Origin of the sequence: Aromatoleum toluvorans (genome assembly GCF_012910905.1) — a bacterium.
GTDB lineage: Bacteria > Pseudomonadota > Gammaproteobacteria > Burkholderiales > Rhodocyclaceae > Aromatoleum > Aromatoleum toluvorans.
On sequence record NZ_WTVN01000037.1, the window covers coordinates 1 to 26,299 of the forward strand.

Below are 26,299 nucleotides of genomic sequence, written 5' to 3' on the forward strand. Positions count from 1 at the left end.
GGGGTGAGCGGGGGCGGGGCAGGCGTTAAGCGGAAACCGGAGACTGTCCACCGCAGTCTCCGGCCAGGTCAGACGGCGACCATCTCGAAGTCGGCCTTGGCGACGCCGCAGTCGGGACAGGCCCAGTCGTCGGGGATGTCTTCCCAGCGCGTGCCCGGGGGGATGCCCTCCTCGGGGAGGCCGGCCGCTTCGTCGTAGATGAAGCCGCAAACGATGCATTGGTAGGTCTTCATGATTTCTTTTCCGTTCTCTATGGGTTGTCGGGGTGTAGCGGCGGCCCGGTTCAGGCGGAGATCCGGTCCAGGACCTGCTGGTAGTGGTTGGCGTGGCGCTCCTCAACCTTGGCCAGCGCGGCAAAGCGCTTGGCGGCCTTCTCCAGCACGGCCTTGAATTGTTCCGCGTGTTCCTGCGATTCCGCGATCTGTTCGTCGATCTCCTTGACGGCTGCCTCGTTCCCTTCGGCAACGGCTGCGTGGCGGAAGTTCGGGTACATCTCGGTGTATTCGTAGGTCTCGCCTTCGATCGCGAACTGCAGGGCGCGGGCCGGGTTCATCTTGTCCTTCGGGAAGAGCAGGTCGAGGTGGCCGAAGGCGTGCATGACTTCCTGCTCGGCGGTCGCCTCGAAGGCCTTGGCGGTTTCCTCGTCGCCCATCTCGCGGCACAGCTTGGCGAAGTAGCGGTACTTGATGTGTGCCATCGATTCGCCGGCGAAGGCGGATTCGAGGTTCTTGATCGTGACCGACTCGGGGTTGTGGAAGGGGCTGGCCATTTTCTCTCTCCTTGCGTTGTTGATGATGCGTTGAGTGAATGCTACGCGCCGCCAGTCAATAATTAAAATTGAATATTGAAATTATTTTGATAGATGGTGGCTATCAATGGCGATGTAGGTGCTCTCTCGGCGGCCACCGGAAAATGCCAAATTGTTGGCGTCGACATGCGTTCGATTGCCGCAGCGTTTGGCGGTCTGCGCATTACACGTGTCGTGCCGGAAACATGACAAAAAGACTATTCACAATGGCCCTGCGATATGCATTTGGACGAATTTGATGCGTGGAGGAATATCACCCACTTCAGAAGGGATCGCAAATGTTCACGCGCCTCTGGAAACCGAGACGGGGTTGCGGCCATGCAATTCGACTGGACTTGTAACTATGTATTTCGATGCTTCGTAATCCTTCTCTTGCACCGGGTCGTGCCCTTTGTCATGGGGCAGGATGCGTTTTCTCCCATGGCTGCATGTCGATCGAATCCCTAAGTTGCAGCGTCGGCCGGCGATCCGCAGGTCGATCGTCGCACCCCGGCTCCCCCGGCCTGGCGGCTTCGACCGTTGGTGACCGAAGGATTGCCAAGGGAGCAGGCACAGTCATTCCAGACATCCGGTCAATATTTTGAGGAGTGCAGAAAATGTCCAAGCTCGTTTCGAAAACCATCGTTGCGGCCATGCTCGCGGGCTGCTTTGCCGCATCGGCCTTTGCGCAGTCGAACGGAACGCCGTCGTCCAAGGCGACCGCGGACATCAATACCCTGGTCAAATGCACGATGTCGACGGCAACCAGCAATGACGGCGGGGCGCAGATCCCGCAAAGTTGCGTGAACCTCTACACCGGCGCAGAGGTGGCGACCCAGAACGAGTGGGTCACGATCATGGAGAAGCCGGTGAAGCTGTCGAACAGCCAGTCGCTGGTCGTGTCGCCGTCGCTCGTGACCGGCCTGTACACGCAGACGCGGACCAAGACGTCAACCAACTCCACCTCGACGGCACAGGCCATGGGCGGCGTGTATATGAAGGCGGTGCTCACGGATGATGCCGGCAACGAGATCGTCGCCGCGCCCCTGTCGTCGTGCTCGAGCGGGGTTCTGGGGTGCCAGGAAGTGGCGGGGGATTGGGGCGTGCAGCTCGATACGCGCATCCAGACCCTGACGCAGTCGCTCAGCACCTGCACGGTCATGGACATGACCGGGACGACGCAGATCGGGACGTGCGACTTCACGTCCATCATCGACCTGGTGCTCAACACCACCAGCGCGCATACGTTCAACTTCGTGTTCCCGAACGTGGGTCAGGGCGTCTACACGCTTAGTGTCAAGGCAGCGGTCGCATCGGGTGCGAGTGTCATCGGCAGCGGCACGGCAGTGGGAGCCGCTGCGTTCGGCCTCGGCTCGATGATCGCGGAGTCGGTGCGCTTCGTACACGACTTCGAGTTCTGACAGGCCGGTCGAAAGGTCTGATGGCACGAAAGGGGCGCGTTGTGCGCCCCTTTGTTTCATGTGATGCTCAGGACGAACCCGAGTGGGGTGGCGATCAGGCGCGATGCTGGTCCAGCAGCGGGTCGGCGATGAGCGCTTTTATGACGCGCGCCACATTGTCCGCCGGCGTGTCTTCTGTCCGCGTGAGGGGGTCCCGGCGTATGTTCCCGCCCGCATCGTGAAGGTGATTGGGGAAGGTCGCCAGCTCGCGGTGCAGGGGCGCGGTGTCGATGCCGAGTTCGATGTCCCCGCAGGTCCATCGCAGCGAATATGCGTCGGTGGCCGCGTAGCGCATGGTGAGCGTGACGCCGTTTTCGAGGTATACGACGAGGGCATCCTGCTTGTGCTCGACCGGGCGCGCCAGGCGCGCACCGAAGCTGCGGTCGATGTGTTCGGCGAGTTCGACGTGAAGACTCATGTCCGCCTGATCTCCTTGAGACATTCGGCCATCATTGCGCGCACGGTCTCGCGCGTGTCGGCCAGGATGCGGGCGCTCAGATAGTGCTCGTAGGACGGGTGTTCCGGAACCGCCCCGGTGTAGATCCGCTCCAGCAGTTCGATTTCGTCGGATGCGCCGTTCGCCTGCAGGATCGCGTCGCGGTTCTCGCGCAGTTCGAAGACCAGGCGCGATAGCTGCTCGAGCTGTTGGGCGTCGGTCGGTTCCAGATCTTCGTAGAATTTGGCCATGATGGTCGCTCACATCTTGCTGTCGTGAAGGGCTCCGCCGTCGAGTATCGCCATGTCGGGGGTGACTGCGTCGAAGGCCAATACCTTGCCGCCGTGGGCGCCGGCGAATTTCTGCGCATCGGCCTGCTGGGCAAAGGATGCGATCGTCGGTCCCATCGAACCGGTGCGCGAACTGCCGACGACGTACCACGCGGTCTTCGCGTCGATCCACGCGTCGCGCGGCTGGTTCCAGTCGGCCTTGCCCATGTCCTGAACGAAGATGGCTTTTACCGGGCGGACCTGTTCGGGCTTCAGGTAGATGCCGAACATCTCCACGGTGTCGCAGAAGAAATCGGGCTCGGGGCGGTCGTCATAGAAGATCTGCGCCTTCGGGCCGGGGTAGTCGGCGAGCAGCATGCCGTCGAGCGAGCACGTGGTGTTCTGGTCGATCTCGACGGCGGCGAGCTTCTTGCCGCCGTCGGTGCCTGCCTGGCCGCAGGCGGCGAGGAGGCCGGCCGCGAGGGCAGCGAGCAGCGTCGCGCGGAAGGGGGAGTGTCGTCGGTTCGGGTGGGTCACTTGCGGAATCTCCAGGCGGCAACGCCGAGCGGCGCTGCGATCCAGGCAGTCATCACGAGGCCGAGCAGCCAGGGCTCGGCAAGCGCGCGAGGGAATACGGTGGCGAGTCCGTACAGCGTGCGGACGTCGTCGAGGGAAAAGATGTTGAGGATGCGGAAGACGTCGGCCGGGTTCAGCAACAGGAGGTAAGGGAAGATTTCGCCGCCATACTTGCCGCCGGTGACGACGAGCGCGCCGAGCAGCAGCAGGTCGAACACCAGTACGAACAGGAACCACAGCGCGATCGCGAAGCCGGAGGCGCGCGTGCGGTCGGCAGCAAACACCGACACCATCACGGCGAGGCTGAGGAAGGCGAGGCCGAGCAGCACCGAACTCAGCATGAAGCCGAAATAGTGCATCAGGGCTGCAAGGTTGAGCTGGGCCGAGAGCACGATCGCGACGAGGCCGAAACCCGCGACGGTGGAGAACGCGAGCGCCGCGGCGAGGCCGAGGTACTTGCCGAGCAGGAGCTCGAAGCGCGTGATCGGCATCGACAGCAGGAGATCGAGCGAGCCGCGTTCGCGTTCGCCGACGATGGCGTCGAAACCGAGCACCAGCGCGATCAGGGGGACGAGGTAGATCACGAGCGAGACGAGGCTCGCGATCGTGAATTCGATCGAGCGGAAGCCGACCGTGCCTTGCTGTGCGCCGCCGAAGTAGGCGATGACGAGGGCGAAGACGGTGAACACGAGGGCCACCGCGAGCACCCAGCGGTTGCGGATGCGGTCCCAGAATTCCTTGCCGGCGAGGGTGGCGATCTGTCGCAGTTCCATGTGCGTCGCCTCCTTAATCCGCGAAGCCGAAGAACACGTCTTCGAGCGAGGGTTCGTGCACGTGCAGGTCGAGCACTGTGTCGCCGAGCGACGCGAGCGCCTGCATGACCAGCATTTTCGATTCGCGGCGGCACTTCACTGCGACGTGGTCCTCGCGCGCTTCGACGGCGATGACGGGCAGCCCGCCGAGCACGTTGCGCACGTGTTCGAAGTCCTCGTGCGCGAGGTGGACGCGGAACCACAGCGGCAGATCCATCTGCTCGCGCAGGGCTTGCACCGTGCCGACCGCCTGGATCCTGCCCGAGGCCATGATCGCGAGCCGGTCGACCCGTTCCTGGATCTCGGCGAGGATGTGAGAGGTGAGGATCACGGTGACGCCGTCCGCCTTGAGTCCGCGCAGGATCACGTAGAACTCGCGGATCGCCTCGGGGTCGAGGCCGGTTGTGGGTTCGTCGAGGAACAGGATGCGCGGGCGGCCGAGCAGCGCCTGCGCGAAGCCGAGGCGCTGGCGCATACCCTTGGAGTATTCGCGCACGCGCCGGCGCGCGGCGTGGGAGAGGCCGACGCGTTCGAGCGCCGGCGCGCATTCGGCGGCCGTCACGCCTTTCAGGCGGGCGAAGAACTCCAGCGTCTCGACGCCCGTGAGGTTGTCGTAGAGGACGACGTTCTCGGGCAGGTAGCCGATCTTGCGTCGCACGGCGCGGAAGCCGTTGCCGGTGACCGGCAAACCGTCGATGCGGATGTCGCCCGCGGTTGCCGGGATCAGGCCGAGCATCATCTTGAACAGCGTGCTCTTGCCCGCGCCGTTGTGGCCGATCAGGCCGAACAGCTCGCCGGGCGCGACCTCGAGGTCGACGCCGTCGACGGCGTGCACGGCACCGTAGTGCTTGGTGGCGCCGCGCACGGCGATCATGGGCGCTCCGTTCTCAGCGGGAGCCGGGGAAGTACCTGCCAAGCCATTCTCTCCAGTTGTTGTTCTTCGGCTGCATGTGCGGTTTGGGGTCGACCACGCTCGGTGCACGCAGCAACGGAAACTGCTGGCCGACGAGGCGCAGCGTCTGCACCGCCGGGCTGTTGAGCAGCAGCTTCAGCATCGGGTGCTGCCAGGACAGGCGATCGACAATGTCGTTGGCCTCGTACGGAACGTCGCCGAGCCCGTCGCCGTTGCGGTCCCAGCCAAGGTAGTTGCTCCAGTGGTTGCCGTCCTTGATTCCCCACAACTCGTCCTTCGCGCCTACGTAGCGCACCTGCTCGCGGTTGCTGATGAAATCGTTGTCCTCGACCTTGTTGTTCTTGGAACCGGCCGAGAGGTGGACTCCGACGGTGTTGTCGATGACCCGGTTTCCGCGCAGGGTGTTGTATTCGGCGTCGTAGATGAAGAAGCCGCGGTTGTTGCCGGCGACGACGTTGTTCTCGATGACCGAATCCTGGATCGTGCGCAGCATGATCCCGTGGTCGGAGTTCCCCCACGCGCGGTTGTTGCGCACGGTCTGGTCGCGCACCTCCATCAGCGCGAGCCCGCCGCGGTTCAGATATACGTCGTTGTCCTCCCACAGGTTGTAGTAGGAGTTCATGTAGTGCGTACCGTAGCGGCTGTGGTGCATGCGGTTGCCCCGGAACACGGCATGGTGCGAGACGTCGACATATATCGCGTCGCGCACGAAGCTGATGCGGTTGTCGATGATCCTTGCGCCGGTGGTGTTGTAGAGCTGGATGCCGTTGCCGCGGCTGGCGGAGCGATAGTCGCGCTTTCCGGTGATGACGTTGTGCTCGATCGTGACGTCGTTGGCCTTCTCGATCCACAGGCCGAAGAGGTTGTAGGTGAGGTCGCAGTTGCGCACGACAGCACGGTGTGCGCCCGGCCACAGGTAGATGCCGGCGTTCTGTGCACCGAGGTCGTCGCCCGAGTCGCGCACGATCATCCCGTCGATGACGACGTCGGGCGCGGTCACGCGGATGGTGTCGCCCTTCTGGCCGCCGCTCAACGTGGGGCGGTTCACGCCGCGCAGCGTCAGCGGCTTCGCGATGAGCAGGTTCTCGGTGTAGTAGCCGTGGGCGACCTCGATGATGTCGCCCGATTCGGCGCGCTCGATCGCGGCCTGGATCGATTCGCCCGGCGCAACGGCGCGCGTCGCCGCCCAGGCGGGGAGCGCGCACAGCAACGCCAGCACGGCGAGGCCGCCGTGCCGGAGGATCCGGGTGAGCAATGCCCTCATTCGGCGCATGTCACCCCTGGACGACGAGGAAGCCCAGCGATTTCAGACCGATGAAAAGCGTCGCGCCGATCAGCAGGTTCTTGAAGCCGACGTAGCAGATCATGTCCATCGTGTTCGCGACACGGTAGCGCCGGCCCCACCACGGGCCGTCCTTTACATAGGGTTTGGAGCCGAGGCGCACGATGACTTCGAAGACGCTCCAGCCGAACCACCAGCCGATCAGTGCACCGGCCTGCAGGTGCCCCAGCGCGGCGAGCACCCACACGACGGTGGCGGCAAAGGCGAGGGCCATGCCGGCGGCCTGCACGGCGCGCTGGCTCTGGAAGCCGTGGTGGCTCCAGGGCCACAGATGATCCCACACTTCGGAAGTGAAGAGGTGCAGGACGTTGTCCGTCGCCGCATAGGGCGGTTCGGCAGGGTCGGTCGGCATTTTCGGGTTGACCATTGCAAACGGCTCCGGAAATTCAGTTCGTCGTGGCCGCCGCTTCGGTACGGGCGGGCGCGGGTTTGATCGGGATGAAGTAACCATCGGCGCCGATCGGCGTCAGCGGCAGGCCGGCCTTGGTGCGGCGCTTGCGCTCCTGCGCGAGCGGCGGGCAGGCGTGCGCATCCGTGTAGAGCACCATGCAGTCGAGGCAGTGCAGGCACTCGCGGTGGTCGATGCGGCCGTTCTCGTCGATCGCCTGCGAGCCGCAGCCGACGGCGCAGGCCTTGCAGGTGTCGCATTCCTGCTTGCGCTTCAGGCCGAACCAGCGGAAGGTCGAAGGCATCGCCAGCGAGGCGCCGAGCGGACACAGGTACTTGCAGAACGGCCGTTCGGTAAAGATCGACAGCCCCAGCAGACCGGCGGCGAACAGCGTGTAGGGCCAGCTGCGGTTGAACAGCCCGACGAGGAAGGTGGTCTTGAAGGGTTCGACCTCGGCGAGTTTTTCAGCCAGCCCCATCGAGAACATCGACACCGCGAGCAGGCCGAAGAACACGCCGTACTTCACCCACTTCAGGCGGTTGTGCCACTTGCGCGGGAGCTGGAACTGGAAGCGCTTGAGGCCCACGGCGCCGCCGATCTTGTAGAGCAGCTCCGACAGCGAGCCGAACGGGCATAGCCAGCCGCAGAAGAGTCCGCGCCCCCAGATGAAGACCGTGACGATGATGAAGATCCAGAACAGGAAGATGAAGGGGTCGGACAGGAACAGTTCCCACTTCCACTGGAACAGCAGCGCATGGAACCAGGTGAGCACCTGCGTGATCGAGGGCTGGGCGAGCATGCCGAAGCCGACGAAGCCGATGCTGATGACCCAGGCGCTGTACTTGAAGACGTTGACCGGCCACTTGTTGGTGCGCGTCGCGCGGCGCGTGAGCTTGTCGCGGAAGGCATAGACGGTGGCGACCGCGATGAGCAGCGCGGCGAAGAGGCCGATCTCCGGCGCACGCGTCTTCCACACGCGCACCCACGGGGCGTCGGGCTTCACGACTTCGGGGCGCCCGCCCTGCAGGTACTGCGCCGGCAGCCAGTACTCGGTGTCGAAGTTCGCGAAGCTGCGCGCACCGGTCGCGCGGTCGACGCGGTTGCCGAGGAACACGAATTTCCACGGATAGGCGGCGGAGAAGGCCTTCGAGCGGACGATGAAGATCGACGATTCGTTGAAGGCGGGCGCGCCGGGAGCGGCGATGCCATAGAGGTTGGCGGCGTCGGTGTCGCGGAAGGTGAAGGAGTCCGCACCCTGGCGGACCTGTACGCGGTCGTAGATGCCGCCGCGCACGAAGCCGGAGCCCTTGAAGGATTCCTTTCCGCCCGTCCGGATGACGAAGAGAGCGTGCTCACCTTCCTTGAGGCCGGACATCAGGCTGTTGTACGGGCCGTCGCCGAGGACCGCGCGGCCGACGTCGGGCTGGTTCAGGTAGCCGAACCACAGTTCGATGAAGGGTTGGCTGCCGCGCGGCAGGCCGACCTGTTCGGGCGTGACGACGATGCGCTGAACGGCGCCTTCCTTGACCAGGGTCGCCCAGTCGGGTTTCGTGCCGGTCTGCGCGAACCTGGCCTGCTCCCGGATGGTCGGCTTCAGGATGCCTACCTGTCGTGCGACTGCGGTGCCGGAGGTCATCATCACCTGGTTCTGTGCGATGACGGTGACGGTGGCGCCCGAGATTGCATCGAGGCCGACGATGTTTTCTTCGGGACGGGATTGGCCGATCTCGATGTTCTCGCCGACGAACTTCCCGAGGTACTGTTGGTTGAAGCGGACGAGCGATGATTCGGGGATGCCCAGCAGCAGGATCGGCTCGGAGTGCTTGAGGATCTTTACGCCCACGAAGTGCCCGCTGGTGTCCATGCCGATCAGCGTGATCACCGGTTTGCCGGAGTAGGCGGGGGTGTCGGTGATGTCGGTGGACAGCATGACGTAGCCGACGAGCTTCTTCTTGCCGCCTTCCTCTGCATAACCCTCGACGTAGCGAGGCTGGCCCTTGCGTTCCGAGAAGGACGTGGCGCCGGGCAGGACCTCGGTGCAGGGCGCGTATTTGCACAGCTCGGGAGAGCTGTTGATCTCGTCGGGGAGCTTCGCTTCGTACGTTTCGGCGAGCGCGAGCGAGGCAGCCGACGAAAGCAGGATGGACAGCAGGGTAGTGCGCAGTGCGGCCAGGAATTTCATGGGACTTACCAATTGGCGGGACTGAAGCCAGTCTACGAAATGCCCCTTCGTGTGTAATTGTTTCCGATCAATTGGGGCAAATGGAAAATGTGCGTGATCCCAAAAAAAGGAGGGGCAAGAAGCCCCTCGAAATGTCACCCATCGGTACCTCCATGAAAGAAGGCACTCAACTGCGCCAGAGCATGCTTCGCTCCGGCGCAGTCCTTTTGGAGGCCGTCAGGCCTCGACCATCAGGCGGCTACGCATCTCCAGGTGCAGTGCGTGGCAGAAGTGGGTGCAGTAGCACCAGTACACGCCCGGCTTGTCCGCCTTGAACGTGACCGACTTGGTTTCCTGCGGGTTCACGATGAAGTTGATGTCGTACTTCGGAATCGCGAAGCCGTGCGTCAGGTCTTCCACCTTGTCGTGGTTGGTAAGAATGATCGTGACCTCGTCGCCCTTCTTCACCTTGAACTCACCCAGGCTGTAGGCCGGCGCCTGGCTGATGAGCTTGATCGTGACCTTCTTGCCGTCGCGGAAGATGCCGCTTTCCTTGTGGTCCTTCACCGCGTTCGGGAACTCGTCCATGTTGTAGATCTGGCGAGTCTTGATGATGTCGCGACGGATCACGATCGAGTCGTGCGGCTCGGACAGGACCGAGTGGTCGGCAACCAGCTTCATCTTGTCGCCGCTGATGTCGATCATCTGCGCTGTTTCGGCGTGCAGCGGGCCGACCGGGAGGAAGCGGTCCTTCGAGAACTTGTTGTCCGAGATGAAGAACTTGCCGTCGGCTTCCTTCGTCTCGCCCATCGACGTGAAGCCGTGACCCGGCTGGTAATGCACGTCGATGCGATCGACCACGACGGTGACGTTCTTGTCGCCCTGGTAGGCCTTGATCGCGGCCTCGACGTTCCACTTCACGATCTGGCTGTCGAGGAACAGCGTGGTGTAGGCGTTGCCCTTGTTGTCGAAGCCGGTGTGCAGGGGGCCGAGGCCGATTTCCGGTTCGGCGACGACGGCGTCGCGCTCTTCCTTCAGCTCACCCTCGAACCACTTGAGTACCAGCTCGTGCGCGATCACGGTCGCGGTCGGCGACAGCTTGCCCGAGCAGGCGTAGTACTTGCCGTCGGGGCTGATGTTCACGCCGTGCGGGTTCTTCGGGATCGGCACGTAGCAGGTCAGCGCGGTCTTGGGATCGGCGTTCGACGCCTTGCGGCCGTCGACGACCGGGACCTTGGAGTCGCCGATGTAGCTGACCTTGCCGGCCTTGATGGCGTCCTCGATGCGGGCGATGTTGAAGAACAGGCAGGCGTCGCGTTCCGCGGACATGGTGTCCGGATAATGGACGCCCATCTCGGTGTTGTACTGGTTGGTGGCCGCGAGCTTGCCGTCGTAGGAGGTGGCCACGAGGTCGCAGTTGCCGTCGATGAGCACCTGCCAGCGCACCTGCATCGACTCGGAATCCACGCAGGTGAAGATCGAACGGTACTGGTCGATCTTGTCCATGTTGCTGCCGTTGTTCGGCAGCGGGATGGAGAACTCGGCGCCGCAGAAGACGCGGGTGGTGTAATTGATGGCCGGATCGACGGGGTCACGCTTGTCCGGGAAGGTGCCGTGATAGCCCTGCATGTTGGGCAATTCGGTGATCTTGTCGCACTCCATCGTGTCGAGACGCACGCGGGCGATGCGGCCGTGGATCTTGTCGTTCACGAACAGGTACTTGCCGTCGTACGTGCCGTCCTTGTACGAGGGGTGCACGTGGTGCGTGTCGCCGGTCGTGTACTTCAGGCTGCCGTCGGGCTTGGTGCCAAGGATGGCCTTGGATTCGTTGGTGATGCCCCAGCCGACAAGGCAGTCGGTGTTGAAGACGGGGATGCACTTCAGCTCGCGCCCCGAGGGCAGGCCGTAGACGCGCACGTTGCCGGAGTGGCCGCCGCTCGAGAACGAGTAGTAGGTGTCGAGCTGGCCGGGGGCGACTTCGTACTTGCCGACTTCAGCGGCCTCGGCCGCAGGATGGGCTGCCGGGGCCGCTGCCGGAGCGGGGGCCTGTTCCTGCTTGCATGCCGACAGGCCGACCGACAGGCCTGCACCGGCAAGGCCCGCGAATGCGGCGGTATTGAGGAATTTCCGGCGGCTCGGGTCGGGTTGACCGTCGAGTTGCTGGGCGTTGGTCTTGTCCTGGCTCATGTGATGGGCTCCGTTATTCAAGCGTCGTTTATTCTGCCGGTGAGGGGTGTGCCGTTGTGGCGGCGCACGCGTGCAGGGCGGCCCGAATCGGGCGCTGCGGCAACTCTATTGATGTCATGCTGCCGAGTCCTTGATTTGGGATAAGGAAAACATCGCTCCGGGAATGGTCAAAACGCCCGAGCGCGGCAGTACAGGCGGTGTTCAGGCCGGCCTGAGGGAGACGAAGATCATCACGAAGAGCGGCGTCCACAGCACCACCGGGACGCTGTAGACCATGTAGGTGACATGCAGCGCCTGGACCTCGTTGCCGAGCCGGAACTCGTCACGGACGTCGAGATAGAGCGTGCGCAGTGCGACGGCGTGGGCGAGCAGATGCGTGACGATGAGCGCGCCGAGGCTCGGCACGGCGAGGACGACGGCCGAGGCCCAGAGCGGGGCCGCCGCGCGGGCGGCGATGGCGAGCGCGCGGGGGCGCGAGGGGCGCATCGCGTCGGCGGGGGTCGTCAGGCGCAGCATGCCGGCGACGACGGTCACCGAGACGAGTTCGGCAACGAACACCAGCAGCGCGATCCACTCCCAGTTCGCGCTGGCCGCGTCGAGCCGGTAGGCTGCGGCATGATCGCGCATGGCGAACTGGATCATGATGGGCGGAATCAGCGCGAATGGCAGCACCATCCGGCTGAACACACTGCTGCGGCTGGGTCGGGTCAAGAGGCCTCCTCGGCCACCCTTCAAAGCTGGGGATCCTGCACGATTCCCTGTTCGACCGCAAACACCGCCGCCTGCACGCGGCTCGACAGGCCGAGCTTGCGCAGGATGTTCTGGACGTGGATCTTGACCGTGCTTTCCGCCAGGTCGAGGGCGCGCGCGATTTCCTTGTTGCTTTTTCCGCGCGCGACGAGGACGAGGATTTCGCGCTCGCGCGGCGACAGCTTGTTGAGTTCGGACGCGACCACCGCGGGGGCGGCCGATCCGGTTGCGACCTTTGGCGATCCGCCGCGAACGCCCTGCACGAGCTTGCCCATCATCTGCGGCGAGATCACCGATTCGCCGGCCGCCGCCTTCGTGATCGCGGTGGTCAGGGTGTCGGCCTCGATGTTCTTCAGGAGGTAGCCGCAGGCCCCCGCGCGCAGGGTTTCGATGAGGTCCTCGGCGTCCTCGGAGACGGTCAGCATCAGGACGTGCGACTCCGGGGCTTCCTCGGCCATCATCGCCGCGGCGTCGCGGCCGGAGAGGCCGGGCATGTGCAGGTCGAGCAGCACCACGTCGGGCTTCAGCCGCGCTGCGTGCTTGACCCCTTCCATCCCGTCGCCGGCTTCGCCGACGATCTCGAACTCCGGGTGGAGTTGCAGCAGGGACTTGATGCCGCTGCGGAAGAGGGCATGGTCATCGACGAGGAGCACGCGGATCGGGGCGGACATCAATGGGATTCCTGGCTGATTCGGGGAAGATCGAGGCGGACTTCGGTGCCGCGACCGGGCGCCGAATGCAGCGAGAAGTCGCCGCCGATGCGCTGCGCGCGCTCGCGCATGACCTGCAGGCCGATGTGGTTTTCCTTGTCGTGCGCGCTGCTCCCGGCTTCGTCGAAGCCGATGCCGTCGTCGCGCACGACCACCGTCAGGCCATGCACGCCGCGGCGCAGCGCAACGTGTACGGATTTCGCCTGGGCGTGCTTGCGCACGTTGGACAGGGTCTCCTGGACGATGTAGAGCGCCTGCGTCTCGACCTCGGCGTCGAGCGGCGCTCCGCCGCCCTCGAGTTCGAGCTCCGTGGCGATGCCGGTCTGGTCGGAGAGCCGCCTGAGCGTGGCGCCGATCGCGCCGGAGAGGTCCTGCTTTGCGACACGCGTGCGGAAATGCACCAGCAGCTCGCGCACGTCGTCGTAGCTCTCCTGGACGCCCTGGCGAAGCATGGCAAGGGTGCTCTGCGCCTGGCGCACGTCGTTGTGCCGCAGGGCGTCGTCCAGCATCTGTACCTGCAGGTTCATGAAGGCGAGACCCTGCGCGATCGAGTCGTGCAGCTCGCGTGCGAGGAGGTTGCGTTCCTCCGACACCGCGAGCTCGCGCTCGCTCGCGTGCAGGCGCTGGTTCTCGACCGCGATGCCGAGCTGCTGGCCCAGCGTTTCGAGGAGCTGGCGGTCGGAGTCGCCGAGGAGCTGTGCGTCGCGGAAATACAGGTTGTAGATGCCCAGGGTCTGCTGGTTGGCGCCGATCGGGATCGCGGCGACGGCCCTGAAGCCGGCGCGGTGGCACGCGCTGAGGTCAAGTCCAGGATCAGGTCCGTCGAGTTTGCACACCAGCGAGGCACCCCCGCGAGCCGCCTGGCCGCACATGCACTCGCCGCAGTCGAGCGTCGCCTCGCGGTCGATGAAGTCCTCGTCGAGCCCGGAATGCACGGTCAGGCAAAGCTGGCTCGAGTCCTTGTCGAGCAGCCGCGCGGAGCTCGCGGCCGCGCCGAACATCGTCTGCACGCGCCGCAGGAAGCCGCGGCACAGGGCGTCCACGTCCTGCGGCTGGCGCAGGAAGGCAGACATGTCGTAGAGAATCTCGAGCTGGCGGTTCTTTTCCTCCAGGCTGCGGGTCTTGACGTCGACCCGCTCCTCGAGCGTTTCGTACAGGCCCTGCAGGTGGACGGCCATGCGGTTGAAGCCGTCGGACAGGTCGCCGAATTCGTCCTTGCCCAGGACCGGGACGCGGACACTGAAGTCTTCCAGCTCCATCCGCTTGATGCCGGTCTGCAACTCGGAGACGGGGCGGATCACGAGCACGAAGAAGAAGCGGATCAGGAACAGGGTGCCGATCACCGCCAGCGCGATCAGGGCTACCTGGGAGGCCCGCAGGATGTCGGTGTTGCGCGCGTAGCTCTGCTCCATCTTCAGCACGACGGCGTTCATGCCGGTCACGAAGCCGCGGATCGTGTCGTCGAACCCGGGTGGGTCCGCGGGGATGGTGAGGGCATTGCCTGGGTCGAGCACGCCGTCGAGCATCGGACGGACCCGTTCCGACCAGAATTCCACCATCCGCTGCATGTCCGCGGGAATGGCGTTGTCGCGCGGGACGAACAGCGGGCGTCGCGGGTTGCCGTGGCGCAGTTCGTCGAGGATGAATTCGAATTCGGCGAGTTCCGTCCCGAGCGTCTCCCGGATGCGCACCGTGTCGGCTGGCGAAGCCTGCGGGGCGTGCGCGAGAAGGTGGCCGATGCGATGCATGCGCATGCGCAGGCTGCCGGCGTCGTTGATCGCTGCGGCGGCGCCTTCGAGTTGCCAGGACATGAAGAGCGTGACCCCGATCGCCGTCAGGGCGACGAGGAAGAACACCAGCAGGATGCCGGTGATCTTGGTGCTGAGACTGTTGCCGAGGGGAAGCATGGACATTCAGTGAAACAGGGTGGCGTGCAGACTACGATGCCTGCCGCCACCCCGCAAGTCGGGGGCGTCTGCCGCCCCCGGGATGTCCGCCTCAGGCCGATGCGGGCGCCTTGAGGCGCCGCTTCGAACGCACGATCTGGTAGGCGCGGCCGACGTAGCTCAGCGGCGCGGTGAGAATGTGCACGAGGCGAGTGAAGGGAAACATCAGGAACACCGTCATCCCCAGCACCATGTGGAAGCGGAACACCGGCTCCACCGCCGCGAGCAGCTCGGGCTTCGGCTGGAAGGTGAGCACGCTCTGCACCCATCCCGACAGCGCCAGCATCACGCCGGGGTCGCCGTGGTTGGCGTGCCCGATCGACACCGGCAGCGTCGACAGGCCGGCGACGAGCGTCAGCAGCAGCCAGCTCAGGATGAAGGCATCCATGCGTCGGCCGGCGGCGCGAACGCGCGGGTTGAACATGCGGCGCAGCCACAGGATGGCGCCGCCGATCAGGCACATCGTGCCGAACACGCTACCGGCGACGATGGCGATCCACTGGTGCTGCAGGTCGGTGACGCCCAGCCCGATCCACAGCGCGTGCGGCAGCACGAGGCCGGCGAAGTGCCCGGCGAAGATCGACAGGATGCCGACGTGGAACAGGTTGCTCGCGATCCACATGTTGCTCTTCGACAGCAGCTGTGAAGAGTCCGTTTTCCACGTGTACTGTTCGTTGTCGTATCGGATCCAGCTGCCGATCACGAACACCGACAGCGCGATGTAGGGATAGACCCCGAAGAAGAAGTTGATTGCGTTCATGTCGTCTCCTCAGGCAGCCAGGCGCGTCAGGCTGCCCTGTTTTTCCACGATCCGGACCAGCGGCGCGTAGGGGCTGGCGGATTTTTCCAGGTTGTCGGCGAGCACCTTCAGCACCTTCGCGACGTCGCCGAGGAAGATCCAGGCTTCACCGATGCTGAGCGTCGAGCAGAACTCCAGCATCACCGGCAGGTAATCCGGGAGCTCCTTCTCGTCGGCCTGCAGGCCGTAGCTGCGGTAGAACTCGCCCAGGTCGATCAGTGCGGGACCGCGCGTCTTTTCCTCGCCGAAGAGGTGGTGCGTCAGGTGCAGGCTGTGTTCGGCCGTGAGGTCGAAGCACTGCACATAGGCGCCCTGCAGCTCCAGCGGGTCGGCGGCGAGCAGCATCGTGATGAAGTCGGCGATGCTGCGGTACTCCTCGACGCTGAGGGCGGTTTCCTCGTCGAGCGACGCGACGAAGGCGTACGGATCCTTTCCGGCGAGCTCACGCAGGTCGGCGAGGAAGCCGTCGGTCGGATAGTCGAGCAGGGCAGCCAGCAAGCGGAAGATTTTCATCGTTGTCTCCTTCAGTCGCGGGGGCTGGCAAGGGGCGCCGGTTCGCGCGGTTCGGCCGACTCGGTACGGCGTTCGGGGAAGAGGGCGAAGGTGCCGTAACCCTTGGAGTTGTCGGCGCCGAAGGTGAAGCCGTTCTGGCCCTGGAAGCCGTGGTAGTCGTCCAGGCGGATCTCCTCGTGTGCGGTCGGCACGACGAAGCGGTCCTCGTAGTTGGCGATCGCGAGGTAGCGGTACATGTCCTTCGCGTTCTGCTCGGTGATGCCGGCGCGGTTGAGCGGGGCGAGATCGGGCTTACCCTCGACGTTGACCGAGCGCATGTAGGAGCGCATCGCGAGCAGGCGGTTGAGCGCGCTGGTGATGTACTCGGTCTTGCCCGCGGTGAGCAGGTTCGCCAGGTACTGCACCGGCAGGCGCATCGCCTCGGCCTTCGGGATCACGCCGTCGGCCTCAGTCGGCAGCTTCTTCTGGTCGATCTGCGACTGCACCGGCGAGAGCGGCGGCACGTACCAGATCATCGGCAGCGTGCGGAACTCGGGGTGCAGCGGGAAGGCGATCTTCCATTCGACGGCCATCTTGTAGATCGGCGACTTCTGCGCGGCGTCGATCCAGCTCTGCGGCACGCCATCCTTCAGCGCCTGGGCGATGATCGCGGGGTCGTACGGATCGACGAAGAGGTCGAGGTGGGCCTTGTACAGGTCCTGCTCGTTGTCGGTGGAAGCGGCGTCCAGCAGCTTGTCGGCGTCATAGAGGATGATGCCGTTGTAGCGGATGCGGCCGACGCAGGACTCGGAACAGACGGTCGGCAGGCCGGATTCGACGCGCGGGTAGCAGCCGATGCACTTCTCGGCCTTGGACGATTCCCAGTTGAAGAACACCTTCTTATACGGGCAGCCGGAGATGCACATGCGCCAGCCGCGGCAGCGGTCCTGGTCGGCGAGCACGATGCCGTCTTCCTCGCGCTTGTACATCGCGCCCGAGGGGCAGGAGGCGACGCAGGCGGGGTTGATGCAGTGGTTGCAGATGCGCGGCAGGTAGAGGTGGAAGGTGTTCTCGAACTGCTTGTACATCTCCTTCTGCATGTTCGCGAAGTTGGGGTCCTGGGCGCGCGCGGCGAATTCGCCGGCGAGGTCGTCTTCCCAGTTCGGGCCCCAGGTGATCTTGTCCATCTTCTCGCCGGTGATCTGCGACACCGGGCGCGCGGTCGGCGCGGCTTCCGACAGCGGCGCGTTGTGCAGGCGCGCGTAGTCGTAGGTGAAGGGCTCGTAGTAGTCGTCGATCTCGGGCATGTTGGGGTTGGCGAAGATCTGCACGATCTTCTTCAGCTTGCCGCCGGCCTTGAGCTCGAGCTTGCCGTTGACCTTTTCCCAGCCGCCTTTCCACTTTTCCTGGTTTTCCCAGTTCTTGGGATAGCCGACGCCGGGCTTGGACTCGACGTTGTTGAACCAGGCGTATTCGATGCCCTTGCGGTTCGACCACACGTTCTTGCAGGTCACCGAGCAGGTGTGGCAACCGATGCACTTGTCGAGGTTGAACACCATCGCGAATTGCGCGCGAATCTTCATTTGAATCTCCTGAATTCTTTATGTCGCGGACTCGTAGGGCGGAAAAGCGAAGCGCCTTCCGCCGCATGTGCTTGCGATGCCCCATGCGGCGGATAACGCCGCTTCGCGGCTCATCCGCCCTACGTCCTACCGAATTACCGTGGGCCGACGCCGACCGGATTCCGCTGCTGCTCGCGTTCCGGCGTCAGCGGGCGCTCCAGCCAGTCGATGTCCTGGTCCGCGACCTTGTGCAGCACCACCACCTCGTCACGCTGGCAGCCCACCGTGCCGTAGTAGTTGAAGCTGTACGCGAGCTGGGCGTAGCCGCCGACCATGTTGGTGGGCTTCACGATCACGCGCGTCACGGAGTTCAGGATGCCGCCGCGCTTGCCCGTGGAAGGCGAGCCGGGGACGTTCACCGTCTTCTCCTGGGCGTGGTACATCAGCGCCATGCCACGCGGCACACGCTGCGACACCACCGCGCGGGCCATCGTCGCGCCGTTGGCGTTGATCGCCTCGACCCAGTCGTTGTCCTTGAGGCCGATCTCCTTCGCGTCGTCCTCCGAGACCCACACGTAGGGGCCGCCGCGGAACAGCGACAGCATGCGCAGGTTGTCCTGGTAGGACGAGTGGATGCCCCACTTGGAGTGCGGCGTGATCCACGACAGCGTCAGGTGCGGCTTCTTGCGCACGGAATCCGGGATCACGTTCTGGGCCTTCATGTCGATCGGCGGACGGTAGGCGCAGAAGCCTTCGCCGAAGTCGAGGAACCACTCGTGATCCTGGTAGAAGTGCGCGCGCCCGGTGAGCGTGCGGAACGGGATGTGCTCGTGGATGTTGGTGTAGCCCGCGGTGTAGCTCACGGTCTCCGACTCGATCCCGGACCAGGTCGGCGCGGTGATGATCTTGCGCGGCTGGGCCTGGATGTCGCGGAAGGTGATCTTGTCCTCGTGACGGCCGGCGTACAGGTGATGGTGGTCGATGCCGGTCTTCTTGGAGAGCGCCGACCACGACTTGTGCGCCACTTCACCGTTGGTTTCCGGCGCCATGCGCATCACCGCGTCGCACACCGAGATGTCCTCTTCCAGCGACGGCATGCCGAAGGAGATGCCGGGGATCTGCACCGTGTAGTTGCACTTCTTGAGCTCTTCGTACTCCTGGTCGGTGTTCCAGTCCAGGCCCTTGACGTTGTTGCCGAGCTTGGTCATCAGCGGGCCGAGCGCGATGTATTTCTTGTAGGTGTCGGCGAAGTTGCGCTCGACGACCTTCAGCAGCGGCATCGTCTTGCCCGGCACCGGCTCGCATTCGCCCTTCTTCCAGTCGCGCACCTGTCCGAGCGGCTGGGCGAGTTCGAACGGCGAGTCGTGCTGCATCGGCAGCGCGACGATGTCCTTCGCGACGCCGAGGTGCTTCTCGGCGAGATCCGAGAAAGTCTTCGCGATCGTGCGGAAGATCTGCCAGTCCGACTTCGATTCCCAGCCCGGCGTCACGGCTTCCGACAGCGGATGGATGAAGGGGTGCATGTCGGTGGTGTTGAGGTCGTTCTTCTCGTACCACGTGGCCGTCGGCAGGATGATGTCGGAGTAGGCGCCGGTCGAGTTCAGGCGGAAGTTGATGTCCACCATCAGGTCGAGCTTGCCGACGGGCGCTTCCTCGCGCCACTTCACTTCCTTCGTGCCCTTGCCGTCGCCGCCTTCCTGCAGCACGCCGTTCTGCGCGCCGAGCAGGTGCTTGAGGAAGTACTCGTGGCCCTTCGCGGACGAGCCGATGAGGTTGGCACGCCACACGAAGAGGTTGCGCGGCCAGTTTTCTTCCGCGTCCGGGTCGGCGAAGGCGACGTCGAGCTTGCCCGACTTCAGTTCGTCGACGATGTACTTGGCGATGCCGGCTTCATCGGTCGCGCCGGCCTTCTCGGCGGCGGCGACGAGTTCCAGCGGGTTGCGGTTGAAGTGCGGCATGGACGGCAGCCAGCCCATGCGGGTCGCGGCGACGTTGTAGTCGGCGAGCTTGTAGCCCTTGTACTTGCCCTTCGCGGCCGGCTGCAGCAGCTCGTCGGCGTCGATGGTCTCGTAGCGCCACTGGTCGGTGTGGAAGTACCAGTAGGAGGTCGAGTTCTGGTGGCGCGGCGGACGCTGCCAGTCGGTCGCGAACGCGATCGGGGCCCAGCCGGCCTGCGGGCGCAGCTTTTCCTGGCCGACGTAGTGCGCCCAGCCACCACCGGTCTGTCCGACGCAGCCGCACATGTGCAGCAGGTTCATGATCGACCGGTACTGCATGTCGTTGTGGTACCAGTGGTTGATCGCCGCGCCCATGATGATCATGGACTTGCCGCGCGTCTTCGAGGCGTTGTCGGCGAATTCGCGCCCGGTGCGCTCGATGTCGGCGGCCTTGACGCCGGTGACCTTGGCGGCCCACGCGGGGGTGTAGGCGACGCTGGCGTCGTCATAGGACTTGGCGACGTTCTTGCCGCCGAGGCCGCGATCGATGCCGTACTGCGCGACCTGGAGGTCGAACACCGACGTCACATACACGGTCTCGCCGGATGCGAGCGTGAGCTTGCGGGCGGGGACGTTGCGGTACAGCAGGCCCGGTTCGCCCGGCTGGAAGTGCGGGAAACCGACCGAGACGACGTCGTCGCGCTTGTCGATGCACGACAGCTCGGCGTCGATGTCCTGCTGGTTGGCGGCGTTCTTCGCGAGCAGGTTCCACTTGCCTTCCTCGCCCCAGCGGAAACCCACCGAGCCGTTCGGCGCAACGTAGCTGTTCGTGCGCGAATCGAAGACGATGGTCTTCCAGTCCGGGTTGTTCATCTCGCCGAGCAGGTCGTCGAAGTCCGACGCGCGCAGGTTGCGATCCGGCACGAAGGCGCCGTCGTGCGCGCGCAGGACCACCTGCATCGGCAGGTCGGTGTATTTCTTCGCGTATTCCTGGAAGTAGGGTTCCTGGCGCTCGATGAAGTATTCCTTCAGCGCGACGTGGCCCATCGCGAGGAAGGCGGCGGCGTCGGTGCCCTGCTTGACGGGCATCCACAGGTCCGCGAACTTCACGTATTCCGCGTAGTCCGGCGCCATCGACACGATCTTCGCGCCCTTGTAGCGGACTTCGGTGGCGAAGTGCGCATCCGGGGTGCGGGTCATCGGCAGGTTCGCGCCGGTGATGATGAGGTAGGTCGAGTTGTACCAGTCGGCCGCTTCCGGCACGTCGGTCTGCTCGCCCCAGGTCTGGGGGGAGGCCGCGGGCAGGTCGCAGTACCAGTCGTAGAAGGAGCCGCAGGCCGCGCCGATCAGCGACAGGTAACGCGCGCCGGCGGCGTAGGAGATCATCGACATCGCCGGGATCGGCGAGAAACCGTAGATGCGGTCCGGGCCCCACTTCTTGATCGTGTAGATGTTCGCCGCGGCGATGATCTCGTTGACCTCGTCCCAGTTCGTGCGCACGAAGCCGCCCAGGCCGCGCACCTTCACGTACTTGTCGCGCTTCTTGCTGTCGGCCTGGATCGCCGCCCACGCTTCGACCGGGTCCTTGCCGCTCTTGCGTTCTGCGCGATAGACCTCGAGTAGGCGCCCGCGGATCATCGGGTGCTTGATGCGGTGCGGCGAGTACAGATACCACGAGAACGATGCGCCACGCTGGCAGCCACGCGGCTCATGGTTCGGCAGGTCCTCGCGGGTGCGCGGGTAGTCGGTCTGCTGCATCTCGAACGACACCAGGCCGTTCTTCACGAAGATCTTCCACGAACAGCCGCCCGTGCAGTTCACGCCGTGCGTCGAGCGCACGACCTTGTCATGGCGCCAGCGGTTGCGGTAGGCGTCTTCCCAGCCGCGGTCCTCGTTGGTGACGATGCCGTGGCCGCCGGCGAAGGTGTCCTTCACCTTGTCGAAGAATTTCAGGCGGTCGAGAAAATGACTCATTGTTTGCTCCTGTGAATCCTGCTTTGCGTAGTCGGTCGTTGTTATGTTCGGAATGGGGTCAGGGGTTGCGGATGTAAGCGTTCTTGCGCAGGTAGAACCACCAGTTGATGAGCACGCACAGCGCGTAGAACACCGCGAAGCCGTACATCGCGTTCTCCGGCGTGCCGGCCTTGATCTGCTGGCCGATGACGACCGGCGCGATGAAGGAGCCGTAGCCGCCGATCGCCGAGGTCCAGCCCAGCACCGGGCCGCGCTGGTCCTGGTCGAAGACGAAGCCCACGGTGCGGAAGGTCGAGCCGTTGCCGATGCCGGAGGCGGCGAACAGCAGGATGAAGAGCAGCATGAACACCATGAAGTACTGCTCGGGCGTGGCCGACTGGTAGGCGAGGTGCATCACGTAGCCGGTCACCGCGGACGCGACGACGAGCACGAAGGAGATCACCTGCGTGACGATCGAGCCGCCCAGCTTGTCCGAGATCCAGCCGCCGACGGGGCGGATCAGCGCGCCGACGAAGGGGCCGATCCACGCGTACATCAGCGCGGAGGGGCCGTTCGGGTTCTTCGCATGCACCCACGCGTTGGTTGCCGGATCGAACACGTGCGTGTTGCCGAAGATCACGGTGATCGACAGCGGCACCGCCATCGAGAAGCCGATGAAGGAGCCGAAGGTCACCAGGTACAGCGCCGTCATCGACCACGTGTGCTTGTTGCGGAAGATCGCGAACTGCTTGTCGAGGTTGGCCTTCACGTCGCTCGTCGCGACCGCCTTCATGCCGAACAGCGTGCCGATGGTCACCAGCGGCGGCACCGCCCACATGCCGTTGCCGGACAGCAGGCCGAGGCCGCTGGGGGCGGGCAGGTAGAGGTACAGGCCGATGCCCGACACCACCAGCGCCACGCCATAAAGCGTCAGCACTTTGCCCATCGCCGCACCGGTCGAGCCGATGTTGGGCGACACGGTCTTCAGGTTGTTCAGCCCGAACCAGCCGACGACCGCCAGCGGCACGAGCAGCAGCAACCACACGAAACCCGCGTTCTGCACCCAGGTCGGCGTGCCCGCGGCGATCTTGCCGATCAGCGTCGCGGAGTCCTTCGTCAACGGAAGCGCGTCACCGCCGAGCGCGCCGAAGAGGCCCAGCGTCATCACCGCCGGGATCAGCAGCTGCGAGGTCGTCACGCCGAAGTTGCCCAGGCCGGCGTTGAGCCCGAGGGCCGTGCCCTGCAGGCGCTTCGGGAAGAAGGTGCTGATGTTCGCCATCGAACAGGCGAAGTTGCCGCCGCCGATGCCCGAGAGCAGTGCCATCAGCTGGAACACCCACAGCGGCGTCGCCTTGTCCTGCAGCGCGATGCCGGTGCCGAGCGCCGGGATCATCAGCAGCGCGGTCGTCAGCCAGACGGTGTTGCGGCCGCCGCAGATGCGGATGAAGAAGGAGGCCGGGATGCGCAGCGTCGCGCCCGACAGGCCCGAGATCGCCGCGATCGAGAACAGCTGGTCGGGCGTGAAGGGGAAGCCCGCGTTGGCCATCTGCACCGTGATGATTCCCCACATCAGCCACACGGCGAAGCCGCACAGCAGGCTGGGGATCGAGATCCACAGGTTGCGGTTGGCGACGCGCTTGCCTTCGCGCGCCCAGAAGGTCTCGTCCTCGGGACGCCAGTCCGCGATGTCCGCGCCACGCGCGCCTTCGCCGGGGCGTACACCGGCCGGCGCGGGGCCCGGAACCGGCGGAATCGGGCGGAGCTTTGCAGGTGCCATGCTTCCTCCTTGGTCAGGATCTAGTGTTGTTTTGGGAATTACTTGGTCGCGGCCACGGGCCCGCCGTGCATCACGTCGGTGCGGCGCACCTCGGTCCAGTACATCCAGATCAGCGACACCCAGGTCACGCCGTAGAGCAGCATGAAGGCGCTGGAGCGCACGCCGGTGAGATCGAGGAGGGCGCCGAACATGATCGGCAGCAGGAAGCCGCCGAGGCCGCCGACCAAGCCGACGATCCCCGACACCGCGCCGATCTCGTGCGGGAATTCATCCGAGATGTACTTGAAGACGGATGCCTTGCCGAACGCCCAGGCGACGCCGACCGTGAACATGAGCACCGTGAAGAACCAGACGTTGTGGTGGATCGCGAAGGTCTTGGGGCCCGACACGGTCATCACTGTGAACTCGGTGTGCGGGTAGGACAGCAGGAACAGGCACACCCACGACACCCACATCACCCACCAGGTGACCTTGTGCGCGCCGAAGCGGTCCGAGAACCAGCCGCCGACCGCGCGCAGCACGCCGCCCGGCAGCGAGAAACAGGCCGCCAGCAGGGCTGCGGTTTCCAGGCCCAGGCCGAATTCGGTGACGTAGTACTTGGTCATCCACAGCGCCAGCGCCACGTAGCCGCCGAACACGATCGAGTAGTACTGGCAGTACTTCCACACGCGCGGGTTCTTCAACACGCGCAGCTGGTCGGCAACCTTCACGCCCGACGACACCCGATGGGACGGATCGTCGTAGGTGAAGAGCCAGAAGGCGATCGCGATCGCAAGCATCGCCAGCGCGAAGGCCTTCGGCACGAACTCCCAGCCGAAGGCCACGACCAGCATCGGCGCGACGAGCTTGGTGACGGCTGCGCCGGAATTGCCCGCGCCGAACACGCCCATCGCGAAGCCCTGGTTCTTGCGCTCGAACCAGCGCGCACAGTAGGCGATGCCGACCGAGAACGAGCCGCCGACGAGGCCGACGAAGAGGCCCGCGAGGAGGAACTGCCAGTATTCGGTCGCCTGGCTGATCAGCCAGATGGGCACGACCGCCGCCGCCATCAGCGCGAAGAACACGACACGGCCACCCAGCTTGTCGGTGAGCATGCCCAGCGGCAGGCGCACCAGCGCGCCCGTCAGCACCGGCGTCGCCGCGAGCAGCCCGAACTGCGTTTCATTGAGGCCCAATTGCGCCTTGATCGGGATGCCGATCACCGCGAACAGCATCCACGCGGCAAAACACATCGTGAATGCCGTCGTGCTCATCACCAGAACGGAAAACTGCTTGCGGCGTTGCGAGGCCATCTTTTTTCCTTCCCCCAGGGCGGAACGCAGCGCGTTCCATGCTGGAAGCAAGGTTATGCCTCGCGAATCGCCGCGAACATTCGCCGAAAGCAGGGGTGAGGGACTAGTCCGCCGCAAGGGGGACTAGTTCTTCGGTACTAGTCCCGCCCGAGGGTCCCGGTGTTGCCGTTGCGGGACAGGTGGCCTGTCTTGCCGCGTTCAGCGCGCGAATACGCGCAGGCTCACTTTCCTGACGATGTGAACTAATTCCTGCCCTCCGGAGTGCAGTGCGGGGAAAATTCCCCACGTCGACGGGAGGGGTATCGATCGGCGAACGCGGCAAAAAAAATACGCATGGCCGTGTGGTGCGGCGATTTCCCACCGACCCGCGGGTGCGCCACTGAGGGAGGATCGGTCATGATCACGCACACTAAAGCGGGACGCGCCGGCGCGCGCGTCCCGCTCCCTACGGACGCCGCCGGGCTGGCGGGCGAGGCAGCGCACGAATCGCACGAAGCGCGACGCTTGTTCCTGCAGCAGGCGGTGACTTGCGGCGCCACCCTTCCGATATTGGCCGGACTCACCGGCCCGGCCTGGGGCGCCACCAACATGGCGCCGGAGACCACCGGCCCCCGGGTGGTGCGCAGCTTCAACGATGCCTACCTGGAACTCGTGCGGCTCCTGCGGGAAGCCTGCGGGGTGGAGCACGCCCTGATGCTCCAGTACCTCTACGCGGCCTTCTCGCTCACCCCGGCCTACCGGACCCTGGCAGGCAGCGGCACCCCGGGAGCCGACACGCTGCTGGGGGTTGCCGTGCAGGAGATGCAGCACCTGGCGAGCGTCAACCAGCTGCTGGTGCTCCTCGGAGCGGCCCCCAACCTGCTTTCGGCGGAGTTTCCCTACGAGCCCCAGATCTATCCCTTCGAGTTCAACCTCGAGCCTCTGAGTCCGCGGAGCCTTGCCAAATACATCTACGCCGAGGCCCCGGTGGGCTTTTTCGATGGCATTCGGAGTCCTGCCGACGCGCATTTCGCCGACAGCGTCCTGGCGATGATCGGCCCCAAGCGCCGTCCCAATCATGTGGGCAGCCTCTACAACGAACTGATCACCCTCGTCGGAGAAGTGAGTCGCCTTCCGGACATGCCCAAACTCGACGCCTGGCTGGCCAAACTGGAGGCGATCAAGGCGGAAGGGGAGAAGGACCATTTCATCTTCTTCAGGAACGTGTTCCTGGCGCGCCACCCGGCCTTCGACGGCCACCGCGACGCGTGGCAGCTCGCGCCGACCCATCCTGCGTATCCTGCCCATCGGGTGCCGGTGAACCCCACCGCCTATGTGGGCCATGAGAACGAGATCCTGAACCCGGACCTGCGTGCCCTGGCCTGGCTCGCCGACCTGCACTACTGGACTGCGCTGCTCCTTCTGGACCTGCACTTCCGTAGTGGCGATGACGCGCCGCGGAGCCTTGCCCTGGCGCACATGTCCGGTCCGTTGTTGAGCCTCGGGCGGCACCTGCCGGCCCTCGGCGGCGGGCTGCCTTTCGACCCGCTGAACTTCGGCAGCGCCCCGGCTCTCGACATGCTGGGTAGCCGGCGGCTCATCGCAAGCCTGGTGCGGGAGAGCATGGAACTCGCCAGGGTGATCGCCCCCGCCCTCCCGGCCGACTATCCCGCGGGCGTGGCCGAGGCCACCCTCATCGCCTTGAGCGACAACAGGCAGATCGAGGCGCGTGCGCCCTGAGTTTCAGTTCGCCAGCGCCGCCGGATGAGGC

The 26,299-nt window shown here is 64.9% G+C and carries 22 protein-coding genes; 2 read left to right on the plus strand and 20 right to left on the minus strand.

The window, feature by feature from the left end:
- Positions 1-68 precede the first annotated feature (68 nt).
- Both GPA22_RS18785 and GPA22_RS18790 read right to left on the minus strand, forming a co-directional pair.
- Positions 69-233: a rubredoxin gene (locus GPA22_RS18785; RefSeq protein ID WP_169257592.1), complete on the minus strand. Its 165-nt coding sequence runs from the start codon at positions 231-233 to the stop codon at positions 69-71.
- 50 nt (positions 234-283) lie between these two features.
- Positions 284-769: a rubrerythrin family protein gene (locus GPA22_RS18790; protein WP_169257593.1), complete on the minus strand. Its 486-nt coding sequence runs from the start codon at positions 767-769 to the stop codon at positions 284-286.
- Between the two features lie 635 nt (positions 770-1,404).
- On the opposite strand from GPA22_RS18790, the gene GPA22_RS18795 reads away from it, so the two are divergent.
- Positions 1,405-2,208 carry a hypothetical protein gene (locus GPA22_RS18795; protein ID WP_169257594.1) on the plus strand — a complete coding sequence of 268 codons (804 nt, stop codon included), beginning with the start codon at positions 1,405-1,407 and terminating at the stop codon, positions 2,206-2,208.
- 94 nt (positions 2,209-2,302) lie between these two features.
- On the opposite strand, the gene GPA22_RS18800 is transcribed toward GPA22_RS18795, so the two are convergent.
- The 18 genes from GPA22_RS18800 to GPA22_RS18885 form a co-directional block, all read right to left on the minus strand.
- The gene (locus tag GPA22_RS18800; RefSeq protein ID WP_169257595.1) at positions 2,303-2,665 is read right to left on the minus strand and encodes a toxin-antitoxin system TumE family protein; all 363 of its coding nucleotides are present in this window, start codon (positions 2,663-2,665) and stop codon (positions 2,303-2,305) included.
- A complete protein-coding gene (locus tag GPA22_RS18805) occupies positions 2,662-2,934 on the minus strand; it encodes a hypothetical protein (protein ID WP_169257596.1) in 273 nt (90 codons plus the stop codon). The genes GPA22_RS18800 and GPA22_RS18805 overlap by 4 nt, the downstream gene beginning before the upstream one ends.
- A gap of 9 nt (positions 2,935-2,943) precedes the next feature.
- A complete protein-coding gene (locus GPA22_RS18810) occupies positions 2,944-3,489 on the minus strand; it encodes a nitrous oxide reductase accessory protein NosL (protein WP_169257597.1) in 546 nt (181 codons plus the stop codon).
- Positions 3,486-4,301 (minus strand): ABC transporter permease, encoded by an 816-nt coding sequence (locus GPA22_RS18815; RefSeq protein WP_169257598.1) that lies wholly within the window; start codon positions 4,299-4,301, stop codon positions 3,486-3,488. The genes GPA22_RS18810 and GPA22_RS18815 overlap by 4 nt, the downstream gene beginning before the upstream one ends.
- 13 nt (positions 4,302-4,314) lie before the next feature.
- A complete protein-coding gene (locus GPA22_RS18820) occupies positions 4,315-5,214 on the minus strand; it encodes an ABC transporter ATP-binding protein (protein ID WP_211169219.1) in 900 nt (299 codons plus the stop codon).
- Between the two features lie 13 nt (positions 5,215-5,227).
- Positions 5,228-6,517 carry a nitrous oxide reductase family maturation protein NosD gene (locus GPA22_RS18825; protein ID WP_169257600.1) on the minus strand — a complete coding sequence of 430 codons (1,290 nt, stop codon included), beginning with the start codon at positions 6,515-6,517 and terminating at the stop codon, positions 5,228-5,230.
- Positions 6,518-6,527: 10 nt separating this feature from the next.
- Positions 6,528-6,962: a transcription regulator gene (locus GPA22_RS18830; RefSeq protein WP_169257601.1), complete on the minus strand. Its 435-nt coding sequence runs from the start codon at positions 6,960-6,962 to the stop codon at positions 6,528-6,530.
- 19 nt (positions 6,963-6,981) lie between these two features.
- Entirely contained in the window at positions 6,982-9,165 is a 2,184-nt protein-coding gene (locus GPA22_RS18835; protein WP_169257602.1) for a NosR/NirI family protein, read from the minus strand.
- Between the two features lie 216 nt (positions 9,166-9,381).
- Positions 9,382-11,331 carry a TAT-dependent nitrous-oxide reductase gene (gene nosZ / locus GPA22_RS18840; RefSeq protein WP_169257603.1) on the minus strand — a complete coding sequence of 650 codons (1,950 nt, stop codon included), beginning with the start codon at positions 11,329-11,331 and terminating at the stop codon, positions 9,382-9,384.
- 201 nt (positions 11,332-11,532) lie between these two features.
- Complete coding sequence (locus GPA22_RS18845) at positions 11,533-12,042, minus strand: hypothetical protein (RefSeq protein ID WP_169257604.1); 510 nt, start codon at positions 12,040-12,042, stop codon at positions 11,533-11,535.
- A gap of 20 nt (positions 12,043-12,062) precedes the next feature.
- Positions 12,063-12,752, minus strand: a complete 690-nt coding sequence (locus tag GPA22_RS18850) for a response regulator (protein ID WP_169257605.1) — start codon at positions 12,750-12,752, stop codon at positions 12,063-12,065.
- Positions 12,752-14,698, minus strand: coding sequence for a histidine kinase (locus tag GPA22_RS18855; protein WP_169257618.1), 1,947 nt, complete (start codon positions 14,696-14,698; stop codon positions 12,752-12,754). Before GPA22_RS18855 ends, GPA22_RS18850 begins: the two co-directional genes overlap by 1 nt.
- 91 nt (positions 14,699-14,789) lie before the next feature.
- Complete coding sequence (gene narI, locus GPA22_RS18860; protein ID WP_169257606.1) at positions 14,790-15,497, minus strand: respiratory nitrate reductase subunit gamma; 708 nt, start codon at positions 15,495-15,497, stop codon at positions 14,790-14,792.
- A gap of 9 nt (positions 15,498-15,506) precedes the next feature.
- Positions 15,507-16,049 (minus strand): nitrate reductase molybdenum cofactor assembly chaperone, encoded by a 543-nt coding sequence (gene narJ / locus GPA22_RS18865; protein WP_169257607.1) that lies wholly within the window; start codon positions 16,047-16,049, stop codon positions 15,507-15,509.
- 11 nt (positions 16,050-16,060) lie between these two features.
- Positions 16,061-17,611 (minus strand): nitrate reductase subunit beta, encoded by a 1,551-nt coding sequence (narH, locus tag GPA22_RS18870; RefSeq protein WP_169257608.1) that lies wholly within the window; start codon positions 17,609-17,611, stop codon positions 16,061-16,063.
- A 134-nt stretch (positions 17,612-17,745) separates the two neighbouring features.
- Entirely contained in the window at positions 17,746-21,501 is a 3,756-nt protein-coding gene (locus GPA22_RS18875) for a nitrate reductase subunit alpha (RefSeq protein WP_169257609.1), read from the minus strand.
- A 58-nt stretch (positions 21,502-21,559) separates the two neighbouring features.
- Positions 21,560-23,257 (minus strand): MFS transporter, encoded by a 1,698-nt coding sequence (locus GPA22_RS18880; protein ID WP_211169220.1) that lies wholly within the window; start codon positions 23,255-23,257, stop codon positions 21,560-21,562.
- A 38-nt stretch (positions 23,258-23,295) separates the two neighbouring features.
- Positions 23,296-24,549 (minus strand): MFS transporter, encoded by a 1,254-nt coding sequence (locus GPA22_RS18885; RefSeq protein ID WP_169257610.1) that lies wholly within the window; start codon positions 24,547-24,549, stop codon positions 23,296-23,298.
- 396 nt (positions 24,550-24,945) lie between these two features.
- Here GPA22_RS18885 and GPA22_RS18890 point away from each other — a divergent pair, with 396 nt between their 5' ends.
- On the plus strand, positions 24,946-26,268 hold the full coding sequence (locus GPA22_RS18890; protein ID WP_169257611.1) for a ferritin-like domain-containing protein: 1,323 nt from the start codon (positions 24,946-24,948) through the stop codon (positions 26,266-26,268).
- The last annotated feature ends 31 nt before the right edge of the window (positions 26,269-26,299 follow it).

Bases quoted from the DNA above. Each gene is read 5' to 3' on its own strand.
- GPA22_RS18785 (WP_169257592.1), bottom strand. From the start codon at position 233: ATGAAGACCTACCAATGCATCGTTTGCGGCTTCATCTACGACGAAGCG.
- GPA22_RS18790 (WP_169257593.1), bottom strand. From the start codon at position 769: ATGGCCAGCCCCTTCCACAACCCCGAGTCGGTCACGATCAAGAACCTC.
- GPA22_RS18795 (WP_169257594.1), top strand. From the start codon at position 1,405: ATGTCCAAGCTCGTTTCGAAAACCATCGTTGCGGCCATGCTCGCGGGC.
- GPA22_RS18800 (WP_169257595.1), bottom strand. From the start codon at position 2,665: ATGAGTCTTCACGTCGAACTCGCCGAACACATCGACCGCAGCTTCGGT.
- GPA22_RS18805 (WP_169257596.1), bottom strand. From the start codon at position 2,934: ATGGCCAAATTCTACGAAGATCTGGAACCGACCGACGCCCAACAGCTC.
- GPA22_RS18815 (WP_169257598.1), bottom strand. From the start codon at position 4,301: ATGGAACTGCGACAGATCGCCACCCTCGCCGGCAAGGAATTCTGGGAC.
- GPA22_RS18820 (WP_211169219.1), bottom strand. From the start codon at position 5,214: ATGATCGCCGTGCGCGGCGCCACCAAGCACTACGGTGCCGTGCACGCC.
- GPA22_RS18825 (WP_169257600.1), bottom strand. From the start codon at position 6,517: ATGAGGGCATTGCTCACCCGGATCCTCCGGCACGGCGGCCTCGCCGTG.
- GPA22_RS18830 (WP_169257601.1), bottom strand. From the start codon at position 6,962: ATGGTCAACCCGAAAATGCCGACCGACCCTGCCGAACCGCCCTATGCG.
- GPA22_RS18835 (WP_169257602.1), bottom strand. From the start codon at position 9,165: ATGAAATTCCTGGCCGCACTGCGCACTACCCTGCTGTCCATCCTGCTT.
- nosZ (WP_169257603.1), bottom strand. From the start codon at position 11,331: ATGAGCCAGGACAAGACCAACGCCCAGCAACTCGACGGTCAACCCGAC.
- GPA22_RS18850 (WP_169257605.1), bottom strand. From the start codon at position 12,752: ATGTCCGCCCCGATCCGCGTGCTCCTCGTCGATGACCATGCCCTCTTC.
- GPA22_RS18855 (WP_169257618.1), bottom strand. From the start codon at position 14,698: ATGCTTCCCCTCGGCAACAGTCTCAGCACCAAGATCACCGGCATCCTG.
- narI (WP_169257606.1), bottom strand. From the start codon at position 15,497: ATGAACGCAATCAACTTCTTCTTCGGGGTCTATCCCTACATCGCGCTG.
- narJ (WP_169257607.1), bottom strand. From the start codon at position 16,049: ATGAAAATCTTCCGCTTGCTGGCTGCCCTGCTCGACTATCCGACCGAC.
- narH (WP_169257608.1), bottom strand. From the start codon at position 17,611: ATGAAGATTCGCGCGCAATTCGCGATGGTGTTCAACCTCGACAAGTGC.
- GPA22_RS18875 (WP_169257609.1), bottom strand. From the start codon at position 21,501: ATGAGTCATTTTCTCGACCGCCTGAAATTCTTCGACAAGGTGAAGGAC.
- GPA22_RS18880 (WP_211169220.1), bottom strand. From the start codon at position 23,257: ATGGCACCTGCAAAGCTCCGCCCGATTCCGCCGGTTCCGGGCCCCGCG.
- GPA22_RS18885 (WP_169257610.1), bottom strand. From the start codon at position 24,549: ATGGCCTCGCAACGCCGCAAGCAGTTTTCCGTTCTGGTGATGAGCACG.
- GPA22_RS18890 (WP_169257611.1), top strand. From the start codon at position 24,946: ATGATCACGCACACTAAAGCGGGACGCGCCGGCGCGCGCGTCCCGCTC.